Consider the following 22,167-nt stretch of genomic DNA (forward strand, 5'->3'; position numbering starts at 1 on the left):
ATATTATTGAATAGAATGATAGGGGCTCCAACATTATTTGGGTTGATTGTAGTTTGGTTGATGTCTTTAATAATAGCATTTATTGTTACTTTATTTATTAATAAGTATATCCCTTGGGTATTTGATATACGAAGATGTAAGAAAGTTTAATACTTTTAATTATCGTATCTGACAAATAAAATGAAGTAAATAACCAATATTAGTTATAAACAAAAACGATAATAATATGTATGTTCATTTCTTTAAACGTCTGATTGATATTGTAATCGGACTGTGTGCGTTACCCTTTGTAGTATTGGTAATAATTGTCTTTGCTCCTATTATCTATTTAACAGATATGGGACCTGTGTTTTACAATGCCACTCGTGCAGGAATGGATTATAAACCTTTCAAGATGTTTAAACTTCGCTCGATGTATGTTAATTCACCTGATTTGAAAAATCCTGATGGCTCAACATTTAATAGCGATAATGATCCTCGTGTAACACCAGTGGGAAAATTTATGCGTAAGACAAGTTTGGATGAATTTCCGCAATTTTTGAATGTTCTGATTGGTGACATGAGCTTTATGGGACCGAGGCCTAAACTTTACAATCCTACAAAGAGTCTTGAAACCATGAATCAAGATCATCGTGACAGCTATAAGATAAAACCTGGTATAACAGGTTATGCTCAAGCTTATTTCCGTAATTCTATTACGAACGAAGAGAAATTTCATTGGGATGCTTATTATGCAAATAACATCTCGTTTATGATGGATTTAAAGATTGTGTTCAAAACAATAAAATCGGTATTATTTAGAGAAAATATTAATACGGAACAATCATATAAAAAATGAAAAGACTATTAGTATTAGCTGCTGGTATTCTTCAGGTTCCTGTAATAAAGAAGGCCAAAGAAATGGGTATATATGTCATAGCAGTAGATGGTGATCCTAATGCTGTTGGACTTAAATATGCCGATAAAGCCATTGTGGTAAATATTACTTCTGAAGAAGATGTGTTGAAGGTGGCTCATGAAGAAAAGATAGATGGTGTGATACATCCTTGTTCAGAGGTGAGCATGAATGTTATGGGTAGACTTAATGAAGAGTTAGGACTTTCAGGTATTACCCGTGAACAAGCAATACGTGCCACAAATAAGCATTTGATGCGTGAGGCTTTTGAGAAAGGGAATGCACCTTCTCCCAAAAGTTTTTTAACTGAGAATGTAGAGGATGCTTGGATGCATTTGCAGAATGATTTCTCTATTGATGGCATATTGAAGCCGTCTCGTAACTCTGGTTCGCGAGGTATTGCTAAGGTTTCTCGTGATATGGACAAGGCTGATTTTGTTAAGGCTTATGATATAGCTCTTAATGAAAGCCGTGACCAGTCGGTATTGATTGAACAGTTTATTGAAGGTCCTGAATTCTCGATTGAGATTATTGTATGGAACGGCAATGTGAATGTGCTTACTGTCACAGACAAAAAGACTACAGGTGCTCCTCACTTTGTGGAGTTAGGACACAATCAACCTTCATGTTTTTCTGCTGCTGATGTAGAAACATTAAAGACTGCTGCTGTTGCCGGAGTTAAGGCTTTGGGTGTAAACAATTGCGCTTGTCATGCTGAGGCTAAAATGATGGATGGTAAGGCATACTTGATGGAGATTGGTGCTCGCCTTGGTGGTGACTTTATCTCTACAGAGTTGACGCATCTAAGCACTGGTGTTGATATGGTTGCAGCAGCCATTAATGTTGCCTTGGGTGTTGAACCTGATTTGAATCCAAAAGAAGAACCTAAGGGAGTCTGCATACGTTATTTCTGCCCAACACCAGGAAAACTTGTAAATATATCAAATACGGAGATACTTGCTGACCCTCGAGTGTATCTTTGGGAAATATATCATAAGGTGGGGGATGAGATTCCAGAGGTTACTTCAAGTCTTTGTCGGTCAGGGCATGTGATAGTTACAGAGAAGACTCCTCAGAAGGCTATAGAGTTAGCAGAGAGATTAATAAATGGAGTTGTATTTAAAACAGAATAAAATTATGGATAAACTAAGAGGAAAGAGACTCTTGCTTTTGGGCGGAGGTACATGGAAAGAGGCAATAAAAAGAATTGCTGATGAACATGGAATTACTTTGATAGCTACTGGTAATGATAAGTCTGGTGGCATTTTTAGTATTGCAGATGAAGGTTATAATGTAAATTCTATTGATGCATCTGCAATGAAAACTTTAATTAAGAGCAAGAATATTGATGGTGTATACATGGGTGGAAGTGAAACTGTGATAAGTGCAGCTTCTAACTATCTTAATGAATTGGGACTTCCATGTTATTGTAATAAGGAACAGTGGGAATTATTGCAAAATAAGGCAAAGTTCAAGCAACTTTGTATAAGTAGTGGTCTTCCTGTAGTACCACAATATAATATTAATTTAAATGATATTAAAGGTTCCGTGCCATCAGATGCATATCCAGTGATAACAAAACCGACTGATGGATGTGGCAGTAATGGTTTCTCAATATGCAGAAATGCTAACGAATTAGTAGAAGGATATAAAAAGGCAGCAGCCGATTCTCCAACACAATCTGTAATATGTGAAAAGTTTGTGAAAAATACTGGAGTAGTGGTCTTTTATACCTTTAGCAATGGTAAAGTTATTTTCTCTGGTTTGGAAGATAAATACCCAGTAAAATTTGAAAATCATGGTTCATATGTTGGAGGATTATTCACTTTTGAGAGCAAGTATACAAAAGAATATCGCTCACGTTTTGATACTAGTGTCGAAAAAATGTTTCAATCCATTGGTATAAAGGAGGGATCTGCTTGGATAGAGATATTTCATGATGGGGACAATTTTTATTTTAATGAAGTAGGGTTCCGTTATGGTGGTTCTATTTCAATCTATCCTGTAGATTACTTGACAGGAATCAATCAAGTGGCATCTGATATTTATTACGCTCTTACTGGTGAAAGCAAAGTTTATGGACATATTTCATTAATATCTGAAAATATAGAGCGTGGTTATCATTATGCTGTATATCCCGTGTATGCAGGAGTCGGTACTATTACTAAAATAGAAGGCTTGGAAAATTTGGGTGATAATGTTGTATTTAAAACAATAACAAAACCTATAGGATACGAGGTCCAAGATTTGGGGTCGTTCAATCAGAATGTTGCTATAGTACAGTTTGTTTATGAGGATAAGAATGACTTGAAGTTGTCTCTTGATAAAATACATGACAATCTTAGAGTTCTTGATGAGCAAGGTAATAATATGGTGTTAAGAATGCTTTACGATATTTAATTGGTTATACAATGAATAATATTTCAATAAAAATTATATCTCAAACGGATGTTGCTGAGATATTCAAGGGTAATACAAAGGCTCTTTTTGGTGTAGTTGAAAATGCTTTTATGAAATATCTTCATGGAAATGTGCTATTCCCAGATAAGATTTCCCAGATATTTGATCAGGAAACTCAAAATAGGATAAACTGTATGCCTGCAACTTTGTTAGGTGAAGATATGGTTTGTGGTATGAAATGGGTTTCTGTTTTTCCAACTAATGCATCAAAGGGTATTCAAAATGTGACGGGTGTAATGTTGTTGTCAGAAATTAAAACAGGTTTTCCCGTTGCTGTTATAGATGGAACTTTAGTGACAAAGATGCGTACTTCAAGCGTTGGCTGTGTAGCAGCAAAATATCTTGCACCAACAAAAGTAGAAACAATAGGTATTATTGGTAGTGGCGAAGAGGCGCGTATGCATTTTGCATTACTCAAGCATTTGTTCCCAACAATAAAGGAATGTCGTGTTTCTTCTCGTTCTTCATCCAGTGAAGAAGCATTTATAGCTAAGTTTAAAGATCTTACTACTGACGTGAATTTTATTGCATGTGATAATGATTCTTATAAATGTGCTTCTAATGCAGACATTATAGTAACTGCTATAAGTGGGCAAGCTCCTGTATTGAAAGCTAAAGATATAACCAAAGGTGGTCTTTATATTCATGTAGGAGGATGGGAAGATGAGTTTGAGGTGGCATTAAAAGCACAGAAAATTGTTTGTGATGATTGGGAAGCCAGCAAACATAGAACTCAGACTATATGTAGAATGTATAAGGAAGGAATAATAAAAGATCATGATATTTATGCTAATCTTTCTGATTTAATCTCTGGTAAAAAGAAAGGCAGAAATAATGATGATGAATTTATCTATTTTAATTCTGTAGGACTTTCTTATATCGATTTGAACTTTGCTAATTATATTTATAAAGAGGCAATAAAGCGAGGTCTTGGTAAAGAGGTTGTCATAGCAGAAGATAATAGTGTTGATTATGCTTCCCTTATATATTAATATATGGATGTAAAGATTCTGATATTAGCAGGGTATGCCTATCCTGAACATGCAGCCAGTTCTTATTTGAGCATGAATAGGAATCAGGCATTTGCTGAAGAAAATTTTAAAATAAATCTTTTTACTCCAACGCCATGTAGGGGAATATCAAATGAAATAAGAGAACAATATTGCAAGCCAGAATATCGTCATGAAAAAAGGTTAAATGGTGCTATGATTATACATAGATTTTCAATGTATTCAGAAGGCAAGAACCCTATATTTAGAGCGATACGATATGGCTTGTGCGGAATGGCCCTTATATATAAAGGTATATTTAGTAAGTATGCAAAGGAATGTAATATAATGTTCATTCCGAGTACTCCTCCTATTCAAGGTGTTATAGGCGCTTGTGTAAAGAAATTTTCTGGCAAGAAATTCGTCTATAATCTTCAAGACATATTCCCAGACTCTCTTGTTGGTACTGGTTTGGCTAAGAAAGATGGTATAATTTGGAAAATCGGTCGTATTATCGAAAATTTCACCTATAAGCATGCTGACAAGATTATAGTAATTTCCGAAGATTTCAAGAAGAATATCATGGCTAAGGGTGTGCCTGAGGATAAGATTGTAGTAGTCTACAACTGGGTGGACCAGAATGCTGTGGTGGATATTCCCCGTGAAAAGAACAAACTCTTCGACAAGTATAGTATTGATCGGGAGAAATTCTATATCGAGTATAGCGGAAATATTGGTCTTACTCAGAACATGGATATGCTGCTTGAGGTGATGAAGGAGTTGAAGACCACACATCCAGATATAGGATTGGTGCTTGTGGGGGAAGGGGCATACAAGGCACAGGTGGAAGAAATAGTGAAACGTGACGGACTGACTAATGTGACTATGATTCCATTCCAACCATATGAGGATATTAGCCATGTGTTCTCTTTGGGCGATGCAGGGCTTGTAATCTCTAAGCCCGGAGTAGGCGCTAACTCTGTTCCTTCAAAGACCTGGAGCATCATGTCGGCTTCACGTCCGGTGCTTGCCAACTTCGACGAGAATGAGTTAAAGGATATATTGGTTGGTAATGAGTGTGGTATCTTTACTAAGGCTGGAGACAAGGAGGCTTTTAAACAGTCAGTCATCAGACTCTATGAAAACCGCAGCCTCTGCAAGAAGTACGGCTCTAACGGCAGACTGTTTGTTATGGACAACCTGACGCGAGAGGTGGGAACACAGAAGTACGTGGATGTAATCAAAGATGTTTGCGGTATAAAAGCAAAGTAAAAATCTAAAACAATTTCTCGTCATGAGCGAAGCAAGGTTGTTGTGCTCATGACGAGAAAACGTAAGAGGCATAAATCTATGTGGAATAGTTTACATAGTATTAGATGTGGTAGATTTAATTATCTGCGAAACAGCATATAGAGGGAATACGCTGATATGACGAATGGTATCTTTATCTTCTTTGTCAGTATAACAAAACTCTCCGAAATTCTCTAATGAACAACGGATGGCCTCGGTGATATGCTTCTCACGCATAAAAGCCCACAGACTTTTCATTCCACCTTGGTTTCCTGCTTTGACCTCAATGGGAAGAATATTAAGATGAGATGGAAGGAGATAGTCGATTTCTGCTAATGAATTCTTTGACAAACGAACCCAGTAATACAACTCATGACGCAAGTTGGGAGTCATATAGTGGAGCATTTCCAAACCGGCTACAAGCTCTGCCATAGTACCTTTGTTGACAAGGTCGGCTGCTGTGGCTGTAAGTATTTGGGTGGTGAGCATGGTAGAGTCTCCTATAGTGATGCCCAAAAGCCGCAGCATAAGTCCACAGTCAAAGAATAGAATCTTGCGATATGAATTGTCTGCTTCGCTACCCAAAGGAAGTCCATTGGCACTGGTGTGAGTTACGGGAATCAGTAATCCGGCAAGAATGAGCAGGTTGAGCGCACTCTTGACTTCTACTGTTTTATAGTCGCCTACTTTGGTATAGACAAATTTTTTTGTGGCTTGTACGACGGCACTACGCAATATGTTGCGAAGCAAATTGACATCAGCCTTTTTCTTGTATTTAGGAAAATCGTCCTCATAGCTTACAAGTATATCATTTTGAACTTCCTGACAAAGCAGGTAATCGTGGGTCTCAACCCATTTGGCAACACACTCAGGCATACCTCCTACAAGCATATATGTGCGAAGTAGACTGACTAACTTTTCGTGCAATGGTTCAGGAAGAGGTGATTGTGAAGATGCTGCATTACGGGCTTCGAGTAATATGTCTTCTTTGTTGGCAAGAAGAAATTCATCAAAGGTCATTGGATACATAAACATGGAATGTATTCTACCTACGCCAAATGTTGGTAATTCTGCAAGGGCGAACTCTAATAGTGAACCTGCAGCAATAACATGAAGCCCTGGCATATTCTCTTTGAAGAAACGTAATGACATGATGGCCTCTGGACACTCTTGAATCTCATCCATAAAGAGAAGAGTATCGCCTTCTTCTATCCTTGAGCCTGATATTGCAGAAATCTGCATAACGATGCGATTGACATTTAGGTCTGGCATGAAGATAGCTTTATATTGAGGCTCCATCTCAAAGTTTATTTCTAAATAGTTTTTGAATTGCTTGCCTAAATGACGCACAGCGGAAGATTTGCCTACCTGTCGTGCTCCTCGAAGTAGAATGGGTTTACGTGTATCGCGTGAAGCCCATTCTGATAGATGTTTATCTATAATTCTCTTGTAGTACATGGTGACTCGTTAATAGTTGTATTTCAGTTGCAAAGATAACAAAATGAAATTATCCAAACAAATAAATCGTCGGAAAATGAAATTATCCAAACAAATAAATCGACGATAATCGAAATTATCCAAACAAATAATTTTAACAATTAGATATTTATAATCATATTATGACAATGAAATTGCGTAATGTGCCTTTCTCTCCGCCGGATATGACGGAGGCTGAGGCGGCAGAAGTGCGTGATGCCATTTTGTCTGGCTGGATAACAACCGGACCGCGCACAAAGAAGTTGGAAAAGGAAGTGGCTGAATATGTGGGTGTGAACAAGGCTGTATGCCTGAACTCGCAGACGGCTTGTGCCGAAATGGCTCTGAGGCTGTTGGGCGTAGGCGAAGGTGATGAGGTGATAGTGCCTGCTTATACCTATACGGCAAGTGCTTCGGTGGTGGAACATGTTGGGGCTACGCTCGTCTTTGTCGATGTGCAGAAGGATTGCCTCGAGATGGATTATGACGCTGTGGAGAAGGCCGTGACTCCTAATACCAAGGCTATTATCCCTGTTGATTTGGCGGGTATTCCCTGTGACTACGACCGTCTGTTCGAGATAGTGGAGCGCAAGAAGGACCTCTTCACTCCTAAGACTGACTTGCAGAAGATGATAGGTCGTGTTGCCATCTGTTGCGATGCAGCTCATGCCTTTGGTGCTTCGCGCAAGGGAAAGATGGTGGGCTCGATAGCTGACTTCTCATCGTTCTCGTTCCATGCCGTGAAGAATCTGACTACTGCTGAGGGTGGTGCACTGTCGTGGAATCTGCCTTTTGGCAATGAGCTGGTGGTGAAAGATTTGGACAAGAATGAGGACAATACCTTCAGCGGTGTGCCAGAGATAGCGGGCGAGACCTGGAATGAGAACCTTTACCGCAAGGCGCAGCTGTTGAGTCTGCATGGTCAGAACAAGGATGCGCTGGCAAAGACCAAGCTCGGTGCTTGGGAGTATGATATCATCGGTACATGGTATAAGTGTAATATGACTGACGTGGTGGCTGCTATCGGTCTGGTGCAGATGGATCGCTATGAGGGTATGCTGGCGCGTCGCCGCCAGATGATAGCTCGTTATGATGAGGCTTTTGCGGGACTTGATGTGGCTGTGCTGAAGCATTATACTGAGGACTATACATCGTCTGGCCATCTGTATCTGGTGCGTCTGCTCGGCAAGACGCGTGAGGAAGCAAACCTGGTAATAGAAAAGATGGCAGAGCGGGGCATTGCAACCAATGTACACTATAAGCCTCTGCCTATGATGACGGCCTATAAGAAGTTGGGGTTTGACATCAAGGATTTCCCCAATGCTTTCCATGCGTTTGAGAACGAGATTACGCTGCCACTGAATACCAAAATGAATGATGAGGATGTGGAGTATGTAATCAGTAACTTCGTGGAGATCGTAAAGGGATTATAGTCTGAGCAGCTACGTTTTGGGGATGGGGCGCATCTGCCCCGCCGCCCTTACGAATCAAGGCAGAGCCATATACCTTATTATATATATAGGCGTCTGCATGGAAGGAAGCCAAGACGTAGCTTTATAAAGAATAGGAACCGATGATTACTGCCGAAAAAAGACTCTTGCTGCGCCTTGTCCGAATGGGGTTAGGCAATGGTGGAGTCTGTGACCTTGCGGAAAGAATAGAATGGAACGCTTTGCTGGACCTGGCTGTTCAGCAGGGTGTTCCTGCTATTGTGCTGGACGGGGTAAAGGATGTGTCTCCATCGCCGTTTGCGGCCGGTGACAGGCTGTGTAAAATGCAGTGGGTCGGAATGGTGATGAACATGGAGCGGCAGTATGCTGCTTATGAGAAGGTGATAGGAGAGTTGGCTGCGTTCTACCAGCAGAATGGCATAAACATGATGTTGCTCAAGGGGTATGGGTTGTCTAAGTATTGGCCTGTACCTAATCATAGACCTGTCGGTGATATAGACATCTATCTGATGGGTGATGGCAATAAGGTGTGGAAGAAGGCTGACCAGCTGCTGCATGAGCGGTTGGGTATCGAGGTGGACAATGGGCACCATCATCATTCGGTGTTCACCTATAGGGGAGTAATGGTTGAAAATCATTATGATTTTGTAAACGTACATTCGCATCGTTCGAGCAGATGGATAGAACGGCTGTTCAAGCGATTGGCTGCATCCGGGCATGAGACATATATGCTGGATAACGGTGCCAGAATCATATTGCCCTCACCTCTGCTGAATATGCTTTTTGTGGCTCGTCATTCGGCTTGTCATTTCGCGGCAGAGGGGATGACGCTTAGGATGTTGTGTGACTGGGTGCTGCTGGCAAGGCAGCGGAAAGATGATATAGATTGGGACGAGTTTTGGAAGATATGTGTGGCTATGGGCATGGCGAAATTCGTATTGTGCATGGCTCATATAGCCCATCGCTATCTGGGGTTCGCGCTTGATGTTTTTCATGTCCCAGCGGTATACTCTAACTTCGGAACAAAAGAAGCTGAACTGATAGAACGCGTGCTGGAAGACTGCTTCTCGTCGCGACACAAGGTAAAAGAGCCTGCCGGGGTGGGGTATATCATTGCACGATATAAGTTGTGGAAGGGAAATCTCTGGAAACATCGTATAGTATATACTGATAGCGTGATTTCCACATTTTTGGCCCAAATTAAAAGTCATCTGATGAAACCGGCGACGATAATAGGGAATTGATAATTATGGAAGAATTGGTAAAACGGGTAAACGATTTTGTAGAAATGGAGCATCGTTCTGGAGCCATGCAATTGATAAGTGCTGAGTATGTGGCTCGTTGTATGCAGATTGCCAAAGAGGATGCGGCAGCTGCTCTCGAAGCGCTAAAGAAATAATTGCGTTGTAGTGATGAGCGGTTGCAGATAATTCGTGCTACATATATAAATTGGTGGACAGTATATTTGGCGGTGTCAATGGAACTTGTTACTTTTGCTGTGCTAAAGCAGAGATTATGGAGAATATGACAAAGCGTGAGGCCAATTGGCAGGAAAGCTACAAGGAGCTATTGGCTTATGTAGAGGAGCATGGGCAACTGCCTAACAAGAAGAAGTCGGACAAGCGTGGTCTTCTGAACTGGTGGAAGTATAATAAGAAACTGATGAAGGCTGGCAAATTGGATGATGAGCACATGCAGCTTTTGATAGAATTGAGCGATAAGCGGCGGGTGCATCTGCTGTTTGCGGATGAGTCGGGTGACGACGAATAGTTGTTGCCGTATATGTGGCCAATAGAATGGTGCATAGAGCCGGATTTCCATAGTATGGGAGTCCGGCTCTATGCGTTTATGTGGGTCGCAATACGTTGGGGATCATCCAAATTCCGCGCTTTTTCTTGGCTTCGCTGTAAGTGCTGCGATTTATAAATGAAACAGCAGGTCAACTGCGGGTGACATCTTCGGCTAAACGCAACGACATTATCTTTCCGCGTCGTACAGCGTCGGTGACCTTCGGTTCTGAGTGGCTGCTGCTTGTGGGCGTCCGAAAGGCATAGTGGAACGTTCCCGCGGAAACTGGTTGAGGGAAAAGTCTCTTGCCATTTGTTCTCTATTTGCTACATCTATTAAAGGATGTGATAGACACAAAAAGCCGTTGTGGTTGTTGGCGGCTTCGCCTTGTTGGAGTTGTTGGTGACGCCTGACGGGAAACGAGTTTTCCTCTTTGTCGTCACCAATACCTCCAACGCTATGCTTCGCATGACGACAACAGCCGTCACGGTTCAAAAAGCGGCCGTCGGCCGTCCAAAAAGTCCGCCTTTGGCGGTAAAAAAAGCCTGATACCAAAATTTATTTTGCCAAATTACCGCCTGATACCAAAATCTTTTTTGTGGATTTATGCCCTAATACCAAAATCTTTTGTAGCGAAATACGTTCTGATACCGAAATCTTTGGGTTGTTTGCCCACTGCGGGTAACGCCTTCGGCTAAGCGCAACACTTACAGCGTAGCCATGATGGTGGAGAGGGTGTAGACCCAGGGTAGCGTGTTTTCGCCCGCAACCCTGGGCTGGGGAAACGCAACACCTACAGCGTTGCTGCTGCTTGTGGAAGCCCCTCTCTAACTCTCCCCAAGGGGCGAGAATGCTAACCTGGTGAGTTACGCATGGTTATTGGTGAAATGATGGGGGGGTGATAGAGCTTCGTTCTGGCGACAACGCTGTAAATGGTGGTGCTTGTGGGAGAGTTTCCATGTTTTTTACCTCTGTTTGCTTTAACTAGTAAGGGATGGAGATAAAGACAAAAAGCCGTGGTGGCTGTTGTCGGCTTCGCCTTATTGGGGCTGATGGTGACGCCAGTCAGAAAACAAGTTTTCCTTCTTGTCATCACCGTCATCACCAATGTCATGCATTGCATGACGACAACAGCCATCATGGTTCAAAAAGCGGCCGCAGGCCGTTCAAAAAGTCCGCCTTTGGCGGTGAAAAAACAGCTGCTTGCGGAAGCCCCTCTCTAACTCTCCCCAGGGGCGAGAATGCTAACCTGGTGAGTTCCTTCCCCAAAGTGGCCGCTCTCACCTTCTGTTCGGCGTTGATTATATTGAACTTTTAGCTTTATAGCAATGGGGTCATATAAACTGGCACTAACAGCACGTTCCCATCTTTATGAAAATCTTTCGTATAAAGTAGATATGGCTGGTTTATTCTATCTGAATATTTGAGACAGAAAGCATCTAACGATGCATGAGTCTTATATCCAGACGATTTTACTTCAATGGGGCAAAGTTTGTTGCCTCTCGACAAGAGAAAGTCTACCTCATAAGAATGGGTGTCGTCTTTGGGGAAGGTATAGTAAAACAGTTTGTTGCCAGATGCACGAAGCATTTGGGCAATTAGATTTTCATATACATATCCCAGATTGGCTGACAATTTGTCGTTGAGCAGTTTCTGGTATATGATATTTTCCGTAAAATCCTTATCCCAAAATGCCATTGTCACAAACAATCCAGTATCACCTATATATAATTTATATTTTCCATAATCGGCTGTCAATGACATTCCAACATTGGGGTCATCTGCATGATAAGCCACGTTGACAGTCTTGCTGTCTTCCAGGCAAAGAATCATCTCGTCAATTTTGTCAGCACCCGTTTTTCCAATTACAGGTGTAGGTTGGTAGCGCAACAGATTACGGCTTAGCTGTGAGGGTATAGCCATAAATAGTTTCGAAATTTTCCCCGTAGGGTCTATTTTTCTAAAATCATCTGCATACAGTTGTATAATCTGTCGTTTTATCATATCAACTTGCTGCAAATTGTTTGTATCTAAATAGGCGTTGATAGCTTGTGGCATTCCTCCAACCAACAGATACAATCTCAATTCGCGCATTTTCTGACGATTTAAGCCATCGCCTAATGGCATTTTCTTTTCAAAGAACTTGTGCATCAGAGGCATTGTTGTCTCATCATTCATTGCCCATCGAAACTCTTCATAGTCCATTGGGAACATCTCAAGTCGATATTCCTCACTGGGTATGCTAATATCTTTGGTATTCTTTCGAATACTAATAAGGGAACCTGTTTCAATATAATCGTATCTGCCATCCTTTACCAAGTATTTGATTGCTTGTCGGGCTTTAGGGCATTGTTGTACTTCGTCAAAGATTATTACAGACTCTCTTTCGTACAATGTGGCCTTATAAATATTCTGCAAGAACAAAAAAATATAATCTATGTCCATCAAGTTGTCAAAGAGTTCCTTGACTTCTTTTGAGGCTTCATTGAAGTCTATCAAAATGTATGAACGGTATTCCTTTTGAGCGAATTCTTCTACAATGGTAGACTTACCTATACGCCTTGCTCCCTCTAAAAGCAAGGCTGTTTTGCCTTTAGATGTTTCTTTCCATTCTTTTAGTTTGGAATAGATTTTACGCTTGAATATTACATCTGACATAATTCCCTTTTTGCCCTCAAAGTTACATGAAAAATCCCTGATACCAAAATTTATTATGGCAAAATACGGTCTGATACCAGAATCTTTTTTGTGGATTTATGCCCTAATACCAAAATCTTTTGTGGCGAAATTCGGTCTGATACCGAAATCTTTGGGTTGTTTGCCCACTGTGGGTAACGCCTTCGGCTAAGCGCAACACTTACAGCGTTGCCATGATGGTGGGGGGGCTTGGACCCAGGGTAGCGTGCTTTCGCCCGCAACCCTGGGCTGGGGAAACGCAACACCTACAGCGTTGCTGCTGCTTGTGGAAGCCCCTCTCTAACTCTCCCCAAGGGGCGAGAATGCTAACCTGGTGAGTTACGCATAGTTATTGGTGAAAAGGTGGGGTGTGAGGCGTGATAGAGCTTTGTTCTGGCGACAACGCTGTAAATTGTGGTGCTTGTGGGGGGATATTTCCAGGTCTTTTATCCTCTGTTTGCTTTAACTATTAAGGGATGGAGATAAAGACAAAAAGCCGTGGTGGCTGTTGTCGGCTTCGCCTTATTGGGGCTGATGGTGACGCCAGTCAGAAAACAAGTTTTCCTTCTTGTCATCACCGTCATCACCAATGTCATGCATTGCATGACGACAACAGCCATCATGGTTCAAAAAAGCGGCCGTAGGCCGTTCAAAAAGTCCGCCTTTGGCGGTGAAAAAATAGCTGCTTGCGGTGCCCCTCTCTAACTTTCTCCAAGGGGCGAGAATGCTAACCTGGTGAGTTACGCATAGTTATTGGTGAAATGATGGGGGGTGTGATAGAGCTTCGTTCTGGCGACAACGCTGTAAATGGTGGTGCTTGTGGGAGAGTTTCCATGTTTTTTACCTCTGTTTGCTTTAACTATTAAGGGATGGAGATAAAGACAAAAAGCTGTGGTGGCTGTTGTCGGCTTCGCCTTATTGGGGTTGATGGTGACGCCAGTCAGAAAACAAGTTTTCCTTCTTGTCATCACCGTCATCACCAATGTCATGCATTGCCTGACGACAACAGCCATCATGGTTCAAAAAGCGGCCGCAGGCCGTTCAAAAAGTCCGCCTTTGGCGGTGAAAAAATAGCTGCATGTGGAGTCCTTCTTTAACTCTCCCCAAGGGGGCGAGAATGCTAACTTGGTGAGTTACGCATAGTTATTGGTGAAATGATGGGGTGGGTGGTGTGATAGAGCTCCGTTCTGTCGACAACGCTGTAAATGGTGGTGCTTGTGGGAGAGTTTCCATGTTTTTTACCTCTGTTTGCTTTAACTATTAAGGGATGGAGATAAAGACAAAAAGCCGTGGTGGCTGTTGTCGGCTTCGCCTTATTGGGGCTGATGGTGACGCCAGTCAGAAAACAAGTTTTCCTTCTTGTCATCGCCGTCATCACCAATGTCATGCATTGCATGACGACAACAGCCACCACGGTTCAAAAAAGCGGCAGTCTGCCGTTCAAAAAGTCCGCCTTTGGCGGTGAAAAAACAGCTGCTTGTGGAGTCCTTCTCTAACTCTCCCCAAGGGGCGAGAATGCCAACCTGGTGTGGTTCACATTCTGGATGTGTGGGGTGGATGGAGCATGAGTCTCGTCGTATTCCGAACTTGCGTAGATGCTCCATATACCTTATTATATATGTGTCTCTCTGCATGGGTGGGGGAATCTATGGTGTGTCCTTGTAAAGTGCAGGTGGTGAAAGATATCGTAGAAGGTATACTCTTATGGGGTTTATCTTGTCTGGGTATGAGTGGCTCGTGAGGGACGGTAGTTCGGGCTCTTGTGGCGTGAAAAGAAAAACTCCCAAAGTCCTAATGGGCCTTGGGAGTTGTCATCATATTCATGATATGGGTTCTGTCATTAGAATGGCAGGTCGTCATCGCTGTTGCTCTGCTCGGGCTGGGGTGGGAATGGGGCGTTGGCGGGCTGCTGAGGCGCTGCGGGAGCGGCCTGGGCTGCAGGGGCAGCGCTAACGGTGTTGGGGTCGACCAAGCGAACGTCGAATGCGCGGATATTGTTGAACCAACGGCCATTATACTCGTGAGCATCAATGTCGAAAGAAACATTGACCTCCTGGCCTAACTGTATGTTGAAACGAGTGAGACGCTCTTCGCCAAATACATCGAATACCATCTTGCGAGGGAAGCTGTCGTGGGTTTCGATTACAAAACTCTGACTCTTCCACTCTCCACGTGCTGAAACGCCGCTGCGTGCGGGCAGCACTGCGATTACCTTACCTTGTAGTTCCATTTTATAATTATATATTTGTTTTCGAGATTATTATCTTCTGCGAAATTACTAAATTTTATGAGAAAGACGAAAATATTTGCCTATTTTTTGGCACCGCAAGCAGCTTTTTTGTATTTTTGTGCCTATATTCAATTAAAAACCATATAAATAATATAGGCATGGAATTTACAATATCAAGCAACGCTCTTAGCAGCCGTTTACAAACCCTGGCAAAGGTTATCAGTAGTAAAAACTCACTCCCTATACTGGAATGTTTCTTGTTTGAGGTGAACAATGGTTCGCTGACGATTACTTCGTCGGACAGCGAAAACATGATGAAGTCTACTGTGGCACTGGACAGTAACTCTGGAGAAGGGGCTTTTGCCATTCAGAGCCAGACCATGCTTGACGCTGTGAGAGAGCTGCCCGAGCAGCCTTTGACAGTAGTCGTTGATACCGAGCTGGCTACAATCAAGGTGATATATCAAGGCGGTGAATATAACTTTACCATCATGGGCGCTGCAGAATATCCCAAGATGCTGACGATGCCTGAGAATGTCAATGTAATCACGATTGATTCGGGCGCGCTGGCTGCCAACATAAACCGTTCGATATTTGCCACTGCGCAGGATGAGCTGCGTCCGGTGATGAATGGTATCTACTTTGACCTGACTCCGGATGCGTTGGCTATCGTAGCCAGTGATGGACACAAGCTGGTGCGTAACAAGAACTTCATGGTGAAGAGTGATTCTCCTGCCGCCTTTATTCTCCCGAAAAAGCCAGCCAACCTGTTGAGAAGTGTGTTGGGCAAGGATGGCAGTGATGTCGTCATCAAGTTTGATGGACGAAATGCCGAGGTAACCTTCGACGAGGGCGTGCTGACATGCAGACTGATAGAGGGACGTTACCCCAACTACAACTCGGTGATACCTGTAGCCAACCCCAATCAGCTTACGATAGATAGAAAGGCTCTGCTGAGTGCTCTCAAGCGTGTATTGCCTTTTGGTAGCAAGAGCAGCCAGTTGGTGAAGTTCAAGTTGGACGCAGGCAGTCTGGTAATCTCGTCTGAGGATATAGACTATGCAACCAAGGCTCGTGAGACTATCCTCTGTGACTATGCAGGACAGAAGATGAGCATAGGATTCAAGGGCAGTTCGCTGACAGAGATTCTGAGCAATCTGGATAGTGAGCAGGTTACGGTGGAACTCGCTGATCCCAGCCGTGCCGGTATCATTGTACCTACAGAACAGCCCGAGAATGAGGATGTGCTGATGCTGCTCATGCCGATGTTGTTGAACGATGCAAACTAATAGTCAGAACCCACTATAATATATAGTAATAGTGAAACTTAATATCACAAAACCGCTGGTAGTCTTTGATTTGGAGACTACCGGCTTGGATATTGTAAAAGACCGTGTCATCCAGATATCGTATATCAAGGTGATGCCGGACGGACGGGAAGAACGAAATAATATCTTTGTCAATCCTCAGCGGGTAATCCCTGATGAGGTGGTAGCGCTTACGGGCATTACCAATGAGATGGTGAAGGACGCCAAGACATTCAAGGAGATTGCAGCCAATCTGAAAGACGCGTTTGCGGGGTGTGACTTTGCCGGATTCAACTCAAACTTTTTTGATATTCCCATGCTTGCCGAGGAGTTCCTTCGTGCGGGCGTGGACTTTGACTTCTCCAAGGCCCGTCTGATAGATGCGCACAGCATCTTCTGCAGAATGGAGCGTCGGAGTCTGGCTGCTGCCTATCAGTTCTATTGCGGTCGCAAGATGGAAGATGATTTCCCTCCGCATCGTGCCGATAATGACACCGAGGCTACCTATCGGGTGCTGATGGCTCAGTTGGACAAGTATAATCCAGAGACGGCCGATGACCCTGAGAAGGTGTTGCACAACGATATGGATGAGTTGGCAGCCCTGTCAAAATCGAATGACAATGTGGACTTTGCAGGCAGAATCGTGTGGAAGGACATGGTCGATGCCAATGGCAAGCCGCTGCTCGATGGTGAAGGCAATCCGCGCAAGCAGGAGGCTTTCAATTTTGGTAAGTACAGGGGTTGGTATGTGACAGATGTGCTGCGCAAGGACCCTGGTTATTACAGTTGGATGCTGTCGTCTGATTTTACGAACAACACCAAGCAAGTGCTCACGCGTATCCGTATGCGTGAATTTATGAACAAGAAAGGATAGTGGGCAGTAATCTCGGCATATTGACACGCACATTTACGCGGAGAAACCGCTTCTGGATGAAAGGCGTGATGGTGATGGGCTACATCATGATAATGCTGGCGGCAATGCCGGCAAAGGCTCAGGAACTCAATGCCAAGATAACCATCAACCGTTCGCAGATACAGGGAACGGATGCCAGTGTGTTTGATGAATTGCAGAAGCAGTTGGAGCAATTTGTCAATGAGCGGCAATGGACCAATCTGCATTTTCAGAAGAATGAGCGTATTGTATGCAATTTCAACATCACTGTAACCAAATATGACGCTTCGTCGAATATCTTCACTTGCAAGGCGCTGATACAAGCCAATCGTCCGGTATATAATTCGGCTTATACTACCACTCTTTATAACAATACTGACAACAACTTCAACTTCGAATATGCCCAGTTTGATCAAATTGTCTTCACTCCAGACAATATTGACAATCAGCTTACTGCGCTGTTTGCCTATTATGCTTATCTGATTATCGGCATCAATCTCGACAGTTTTGCTGCCATGGGTGGTGACGAGGTGCTGCAACAGTGTATGAATGTTGCCAACAGTGCGCAAAATCTGAATTATCCCGGATGGAAAGCCTTTGATGACAGTCGAAACAGGTATGCCTTTATCAATGATTATCTGGATGGAGGTATGCGCCCGTTCCGACAGTTTCAGTATGACTATTACCGTACCGGGCTTGACGAGATGGCTGGCAATGCGGAGCGAGGGCGTGCCAATATAACCAAGGCGATGGAGCTGTTGAAGAACAGTCATGATAACAAGCCGCTGAGTCTTGTTCCGCAGATATGGACGGACTACAAGCGGGATGAAATTGCCAATATATATAAAGGTAAGGGAACGCCCAAGGAGAAGGAAACAGTATACGACATTCTGTTTGGTATCAACGCCAGTCAGAATGCGGCATGGGATAAAATTAAGGAATAATGTTAAGACATTTATATATAAAGGATTTTACGCTGATAGACCAGCTTGACATTGATTTCTATCCAGGTTTCTCGGTAATCACTGGAGAAACGGGAGCGGGAAAGAGCATTATCTTGGGTGCATTGGGTCTGCTCTTGGGTAATCGTGCTGATGTCAAGCAGATAAAGAACGGCGAGAAGAAGTGTGTCATTGAGGCACATTTTGATTTGGCCGACAGTCATCTGGAGCGTCTGTTCTCTGATAATGATATAGACTATGATGCACAGGACTGCATCCTGAGAAGGGAAATCAATGCCAATGGCAAGAGCAGGGCTTTTGTCAATGATTCACCTGTATCTATTGCTGTTCTCAAGGAATTGGGCGAGCATCTGATAGACATACACAGTCAGCACCAGAACCTGCTCTTGCAGAAGGATGATTTTATGCTCGGCATTGTGGACGTGGTGGCCAAGAACGGCGAGGTGCGTCGTGCGTTTGCCGAGGCATACGAAAAGCAGAAAACGTGCAAGCGTGAATTGGATGACTTGACACAGCAGATAGAAAGAGATAGGCAGAATGAAGATTTTCTGCGTTTCCAATATCAGGAGTTGGCCAAGGATGAATTCAAAGAAGGCGAGCAGGAGCAGTTGGAGCAAGACAGTGAGATTCTGGCTCATGCTGAAGAGATAAAGCAGGTGCTCTTTGATGCGAATAACGTGCTTGCTGACGAAGACAACAATGTGGCGTCTATCCTGAAGAACATCGCTTCCAATCTGAATTCGATAGAATCGGTATATGCGCCAGCTCGGGAACTGGCTGCGCGTGTGGAAAGTGCTTATATCGAAATCAAAGATATAGCCGACGAAATCAATGGGGGAGGAGAGAAGATTGAGTTCAATCCTGCCTTGTTGGAGGAAATCAACGGCAGGCTGGATAGATTGTATGCTCTGCAACAGAAGTATCACCTCGGTTCGATAGAAGAACTGAATGAACTCAAGCAGAAAATCGCTGACCAACTGGGTCTTATTGACAATGGTTCGGATGAGTTGGATGCGCTTAAGGAACGATATGAGCGGGCATACAAGGAATGTCTGGTAAAGGCGAAGCAGTTGACGCAGACACGCGAGAAAGCGGCGAGAACTGTGGAAAAGGAACTTAAGCAACGTCTGGTGCCATTAGGAATCCCCAACGTAAGATTTGAGGTATCGATGGAGGAAAAGCCCTTGAGTGCTGATGGCGCCGACAAGTTGCAGTTTATGTTCAGTGCGAACAAAAACAGTCTGTTGCAGCCCATATCGCAGATAGCCTCGGGCGGCGAAATCGCCCGCGTGATGCTCTCGTTGAAGGCGATGATTTCGGGAGTAGTCAAGTTGCCCACCATCATCTTTGACGAGATTGATACGGGCGTGAGCGGTCGCGTGGCCGAGCAGATGGCTTCGATTATGAAGGAGATGGGCGACAAGGACCGTCAGGTCATCAGCATTACCCATCTGCCACAGATTGCTGCCATGGGAACGACTCATTATAAGGTTTCCAAAGAGGATTATCGTGATGTGACGTTGAGTAGGATGACAAAACTTACAGATGACGAGCGAATCAAGGAAATCGCTCAGATGTTGAGCGGCAGTGACATAACTCCGGCCGCAATAGAAAATGCAAAATCCCTATTAAGAATATGAAGAAAATCATTTATATAGCTTTCGCACTCTTGGTTGCAACCAATTGTAGTGCGCAGATAGAGAGTGCCGCCAAATCGGTTTTCTCTCTGACAACCTTTAAGAAAGATGGTACCTTGCTTGCATCAACCCATGGCGTGTTTGTGGGAGATAAGGGCGAAGCGATAAGTTCTTGGAAGCCGTTTGTGGGTGCCGACAGTGCGGTGGTAATCGATGCCAATGGCAAGCAATCGGTAGTAAGTGCGCTGATAGGTGCCAACGAGTTGTATAATGTCTGCAAGTTTAAGGTGGATGGCAACACGCAGCCTGCTTCTGTAGCAACCGCAGCCAGCAAGAAGGGTGAAAAGGTATGGATATTGCAGTATTCGGTCAACAAGCCCCTCATAGACCAGCGCAATGTGCAGAGCGTGGAGCCGTTTATGGAGAAGTATGCCTATTATCTCTTCTCGTCTAATATCGATGAGAGTGCTGATGGATGTCCTGTTGTCAATTCCAAAGGTCAGGTGATTGGTGTCATCCAGATTTCCAAGGATGGACAGCAGATTGTGGCTACTGATGCCAATTTCATGAACGATATGACTGTGGAGAACGGTCTGGCCATAGCCAATCCTGTGCTCAGACAATCGTTTATCCCTATCGACTTTCCCAAGAACCATGAGCAGGCTGCGGTGATGTTGACTCTCACAGCAGAACAGAGAGATACGCTGATGTATAACAAGTACGTAAAGGCTTTCATCCAGCGTTTCCCTGATTATGTGGAAGGCTATAATGCGCTGGCCAACAGACAGCTGGCCAAGGCTGATTTCTCTGGAGTAGATGCTACCATCAAGACTGCCCTTGAGAAAGTTGCCAAGAAGGAGGATGTGCATTCGGCCTATTCCCGTCTGATATATAGCAAGGTTTCCAATCTTCCAGACAGCATCTATCCTTCCTGGAATGCGGATAAGGCGCTGGAGGAAGCCAATAAGGCGTATGATATTGACCACCAGCCTCTCTATGTGCATCAGCAGGCTTTGGCTTATTTTGTGAAGAAAGACTACGCTACTGCCTACGACAAGTTTATGGAACTCACCAAGACCCCTATTCGCAATGGTGATCTCTTCTATAGTGCCGCTCAGTGCAAAACGCAGATGAAGGCTCCCGATGCAGAGATTGTAGCCCTCTTGGACAGTGCTATAGCGATCTCTCCCCAGCCACTGAATTTTGTGGGTGCGCCTTATGTTCTTGCTCGTGCTACACATTATTATAATATAGGAGAGTATCGTAAAGCGGTGATAGATTTCAATCAGTATGACTCGTTGATGCAGGGTAGGCCCATTACCAGCAATTTCTACTATATCCGTCATAAGGCAGAAATGGAAATCCATCAGTATCAGCAGGCGCTCAACGATATGGACCGTGCCATATTGCTGCAGCGTGATTCTCCAACCCTGTGGGCAGAGAAGGCTTCGCTGCATTTGCGCTTCAGCCAGACCGACAAGGCAATCCGTAGTGCAGAAATCTGTACACAACTTGCACCTGAGTATGCCGATGGATATATCTTGTTGGGCGTGGCCAATATGGTGGCAAAGAATAAGGAAGAAGGAACCAAAGCTCTCATGAAAGCCAAGGAATTGGGAGATGAAAGAGCTGATGAGTATTTGAAGAAATATAAGTAAATATTTGGAAATACCAAGCAAATTTATTAACTTTGCAGCCGCAAAAAGGATGGTTCCGTAGCTCAGTTGGATTAGAGCAACAGCCTTCTAAGCTGTGGGTCTTGGGTTCGAACCCCAACGGAATCACAAAAAAACTGAAGAAAGAGGATTTTTACATAATGTAAAGTCCTCTTTTTTTGTGTATATGATTGGTCTGTGTATTGGTTGTCATCTGCAACATCACTGTGTCATATTTGTTTCACGCATCATTTCTTGCCTTAGCATCTATTTGACTGGAGCGGAGGTTCGTATTATCTTGGAAGAGTTTTGAATAGCCCAGTTAAATTGAGGAGAGTGTAAAATAAACTGTGTCAGGCTATAATAATAATAGTTTAACACAGTTCTTATAATATGGACAATTTGGAAATAGACTACAAGAAAGCAGCCCAGCAGCTGCGTAGCGGTGAAGCACTCTTT

At 43.5% G+C, this 22,167-nt stretch carries 21 protein-coding genes and 1 tRNA gene; 19 read left to right on the forward strand and 3 right to left on the reverse strand.

Translation table 11 applies throughout. From position 1 onward, the window contains the following. Positions 1-226: 226 nt before the first annotated feature. Genes CIK94_RS00010 through CIK94_RS00030 form a run of 5 tightly spaced genes read left to right on the forward strand, consistent with a single transcriptional unit; the run spans position 227 to position 5,616 of the window. Entirely contained in the window at positions 227-838 is a 612-nt protein-coding gene (locus CIK94_RS00010; RefSeq protein WP_094420574.1) for a sugar transferase, read from the forward strand. Then, the gene (locus tag CIK94_RS00015) at positions 835-2,028 is read left to right on the forward strand and encodes an ATP-grasp domain-containing protein (protein WP_094420576.1); all 1,194 of its coding nucleotides are present in this window, start codon (positions 835-837) and stop codon (positions 2,026-2,028) included. Before CIK94_RS00010 ends, CIK94_RS00015 begins: the two co-directional genes overlap by 4 nt. 4 nt (positions 2,029-2,032) lie before the next feature. After that, positions 2,033-3,295: an ATP-grasp domain-containing protein gene (locus CIK94_RS00020; protein ID WP_094420578.1), complete on the forward strand. Its 1,263-nt coding sequence runs from the start codon at positions 2,033-2,035 to the stop codon at positions 3,293-3,295. Between the two features lie 11 nt (positions 3,296-3,306). Beyond that, positions 3,307-4,347 (forward strand): ornithine cyclodeaminase family protein, encoded by a 1,041-nt coding sequence (locus CIK94_RS00025; RefSeq protein WP_094420580.1) that lies wholly within the window; start codon positions 3,307-3,309, stop codon positions 4,345-4,347. A 3-nt stretch (positions 4,348-4,350) separates the two neighbouring features. Next, positions 4,351-5,616, forward strand: a complete 1,266-nt coding sequence (locus tag CIK94_RS00030) for a glycosyltransferase family 4 protein (RefSeq protein WP_094420582.1) — start codon at positions 4,351-4,353, stop codon at positions 5,614-5,616. Positions 5,617-5,706: 90 nt separating this feature from the next. Here the strand turns inward: CIK94_RS00030 and CIK94_RS00035 are convergent, their stop codons facing one another. Next, positions 5,707-7,092, reverse strand: coding sequence for an ATP-binding protein (locus tag CIK94_RS00035; protein WP_094420584.1), 1,386 nt, complete (start codon positions 7,090-7,092; stop codon positions 5,707-5,709). Between the two features lie 161 nt (positions 7,093-7,253). Here CIK94_RS00035 and CIK94_RS00040 point away from each other — a divergent pair, with 161 nt between their 5' ends. The 5 genes from CIK94_RS00040 (at position 7,254) to CIK94_RS00055 (ending at position 11,572) form a co-directional block, all read left to right on the forward strand. Continuing rightward, positions 7,254-8,543, forward strand: a complete 1,290-nt coding sequence (locus CIK94_RS00040) for a DegT/DnrJ/EryC1/StrS aminotransferase family protein (protein ID WP_094420586.1) — start codon at positions 7,254-7,256, stop codon at positions 8,541-8,543. A 140-nt stretch (positions 8,544-8,683) separates the two neighbouring features. After that, on the forward strand, positions 8,684-9,805 hold the full coding sequence (locus CIK94_RS00045; protein WP_094420588.1) for a nucleotidyltransferase family protein: 1,122 nt from the start codon (positions 8,684-8,686) through the stop codon (positions 9,803-9,805). A 5-nt stretch (positions 9,806-9,810) separates the two neighbouring features. Further along, the gene (locus CIK94_RS14240; RefSeq protein WP_158216485.1) at positions 9,811-9,960 is read left to right on the forward strand and encodes a hypothetical protein; all 150 of its coding nucleotides are present in this window, start codon (positions 9,811-9,813) and stop codon (positions 9,958-9,960) included. A gap of 116 nt (positions 9,961-10,076) precedes the next feature. Further along, complete coding sequence (locus CIK94_RS00050) at positions 10,077-10,331, forward strand: helicase associated domain-containing protein (RefSeq protein WP_094420590.1); 255 nt, start codon at positions 10,077-10,079, stop codon at positions 10,329-10,331. A 1,034-nt stretch (positions 10,332-11,365) separates the two neighbouring features. Beyond that, on the forward strand, positions 11,366-11,572 hold the full coding sequence (locus tag CIK94_RS00055; RefSeq protein ID WP_094420592.1) for a hypothetical protein: 207 nt from the start codon (positions 11,366-11,368) through the stop codon (positions 11,570-11,572). A 97-nt stretch (positions 11,573-11,669) separates the two neighbouring features. On the opposite strand, the gene CIK94_RS00060 is transcribed toward CIK94_RS00055, so the two are convergent. Then, complete coding sequence (locus tag CIK94_RS00060; protein WP_094420594.1) at positions 11,670-13,007, reverse strand: ATP-binding protein; 1,338 nt, start codon at positions 13,005-13,007, stop codon at positions 11,670-11,672. A 516-nt stretch (positions 13,008-13,523) separates the two neighbouring features. Here CIK94_RS00060 and CIK94_RS00065 point away from each other — a divergent pair. From CIK94_RS00065 to CIK94_RS13880, 3 genes are all read left to right on the forward strand, one after another. Then, complete coding sequence (locus tag CIK94_RS00065; RefSeq protein WP_094386993.1) at positions 13,524-13,730, forward strand: hypothetical protein; 207 nt, start codon at positions 13,524-13,526, stop codon at positions 13,728-13,730. 186 nt (positions 13,731-13,916) lie between these two features. Beyond that, positions 13,917-14,099, forward strand: coding sequence for a hypothetical protein (locus CIK94_RS13875; RefSeq protein ID WP_144008170.1), 183 nt, complete (start codon positions 13,917-13,919; stop codon positions 14,097-14,099). A 215-nt stretch (positions 14,100-14,314) separates the two neighbouring features. Continuing rightward, positions 14,315-14,521: a hypothetical protein gene (locus CIK94_RS13880; RefSeq protein WP_144008248.1), complete on the forward strand. Its 207-nt coding sequence runs from the start codon at positions 14,315-14,317 to the stop codon at positions 14,519-14,521. Between the two features lie 344 nt (positions 14,522-14,865). Here the strand turns inward: CIK94_RS13880 and CIK94_RS00075 are convergent, their stop codons facing one another. Beyond that, a complete protein-coding gene (locus tag CIK94_RS00075; protein ID WP_022309666.1) occupies positions 14,866-15,255 on the reverse strand; it encodes a DUF3127 domain-containing protein in 390 nt (129 codons plus the stop codon). A 158-nt stretch (positions 15,256-15,413) separates the two neighbouring features. On the opposite strand from CIK94_RS00075, the gene dnaN reads away from it, so the two are divergent. From dnaN to CIK94_RS00105, 6 genes are all read left to right on the forward strand, one after another. Next, positions 15,414-16,544 carry a DNA polymerase III subunit beta gene (gene dnaN / locus CIK94_RS00080; protein ID WP_094420599.1) on the forward strand — a complete coding sequence of 377 codons (1,131 nt, stop codon included), beginning with the start codon at positions 15,414-15,416 and terminating at the stop codon, positions 16,542-16,544. Positions 16,545-16,575: 31 nt separating this feature from the next. Further along, positions 16,576-17,436, forward strand: coding sequence for a 3'-5' exonuclease (locus CIK94_RS00085; RefSeq protein ID WP_094420602.1), 861 nt, complete (start codon positions 16,576-16,578; stop codon positions 17,434-17,436). 68 nt (positions 17,437-17,504) lie between these two features. After that, the gene (locus CIK94_RS00090) at positions 17,505-18,398 is read left to right on the forward strand and encodes a DUF4835 family protein (RefSeq protein WP_371591637.1); all 894 of its coding nucleotides are present in this window, start codon (positions 17,505-17,507) and stop codon (positions 18,396-18,398) included. After that, complete coding sequence (gene recN / locus CIK94_RS00095) at positions 18,398-20,056, forward strand: DNA repair protein RecN (RefSeq protein WP_094420606.1); 1,659 nt, start codon at positions 18,398-18,400, stop codon at positions 20,054-20,056. The genes CIK94_RS00090 and recN overlap by 1 nt, the downstream gene beginning before the upstream one ends. After that, complete coding sequence (locus tag CIK94_RS00100) at positions 20,053-21,711, forward strand: tetratricopeptide repeat protein (protein ID WP_094420608.1); 1,659 nt, start codon at positions 20,053-20,055, stop codon at positions 21,709-21,711. Before recN ends, CIK94_RS00100 begins: the two co-directional genes overlap by 4 nt. Positions 21,712-21,762: 51 nt before the next feature. After that, positions 21,763-21,837 (forward strand) — tRNA-Arg (locus CIK94_RS00105). Positions 21,838-22,167 lie beyond the last annotated feature (330 nt).

The organism is Prevotella sp. P4-51 (assembly GCF_002251455.1).
In the GTDB taxonomy this organism is placed as follows: Bacteria; Bacteroidota; Bacteroidia; order Bacteroidales; family Bacteroidaceae; genus Prevotella.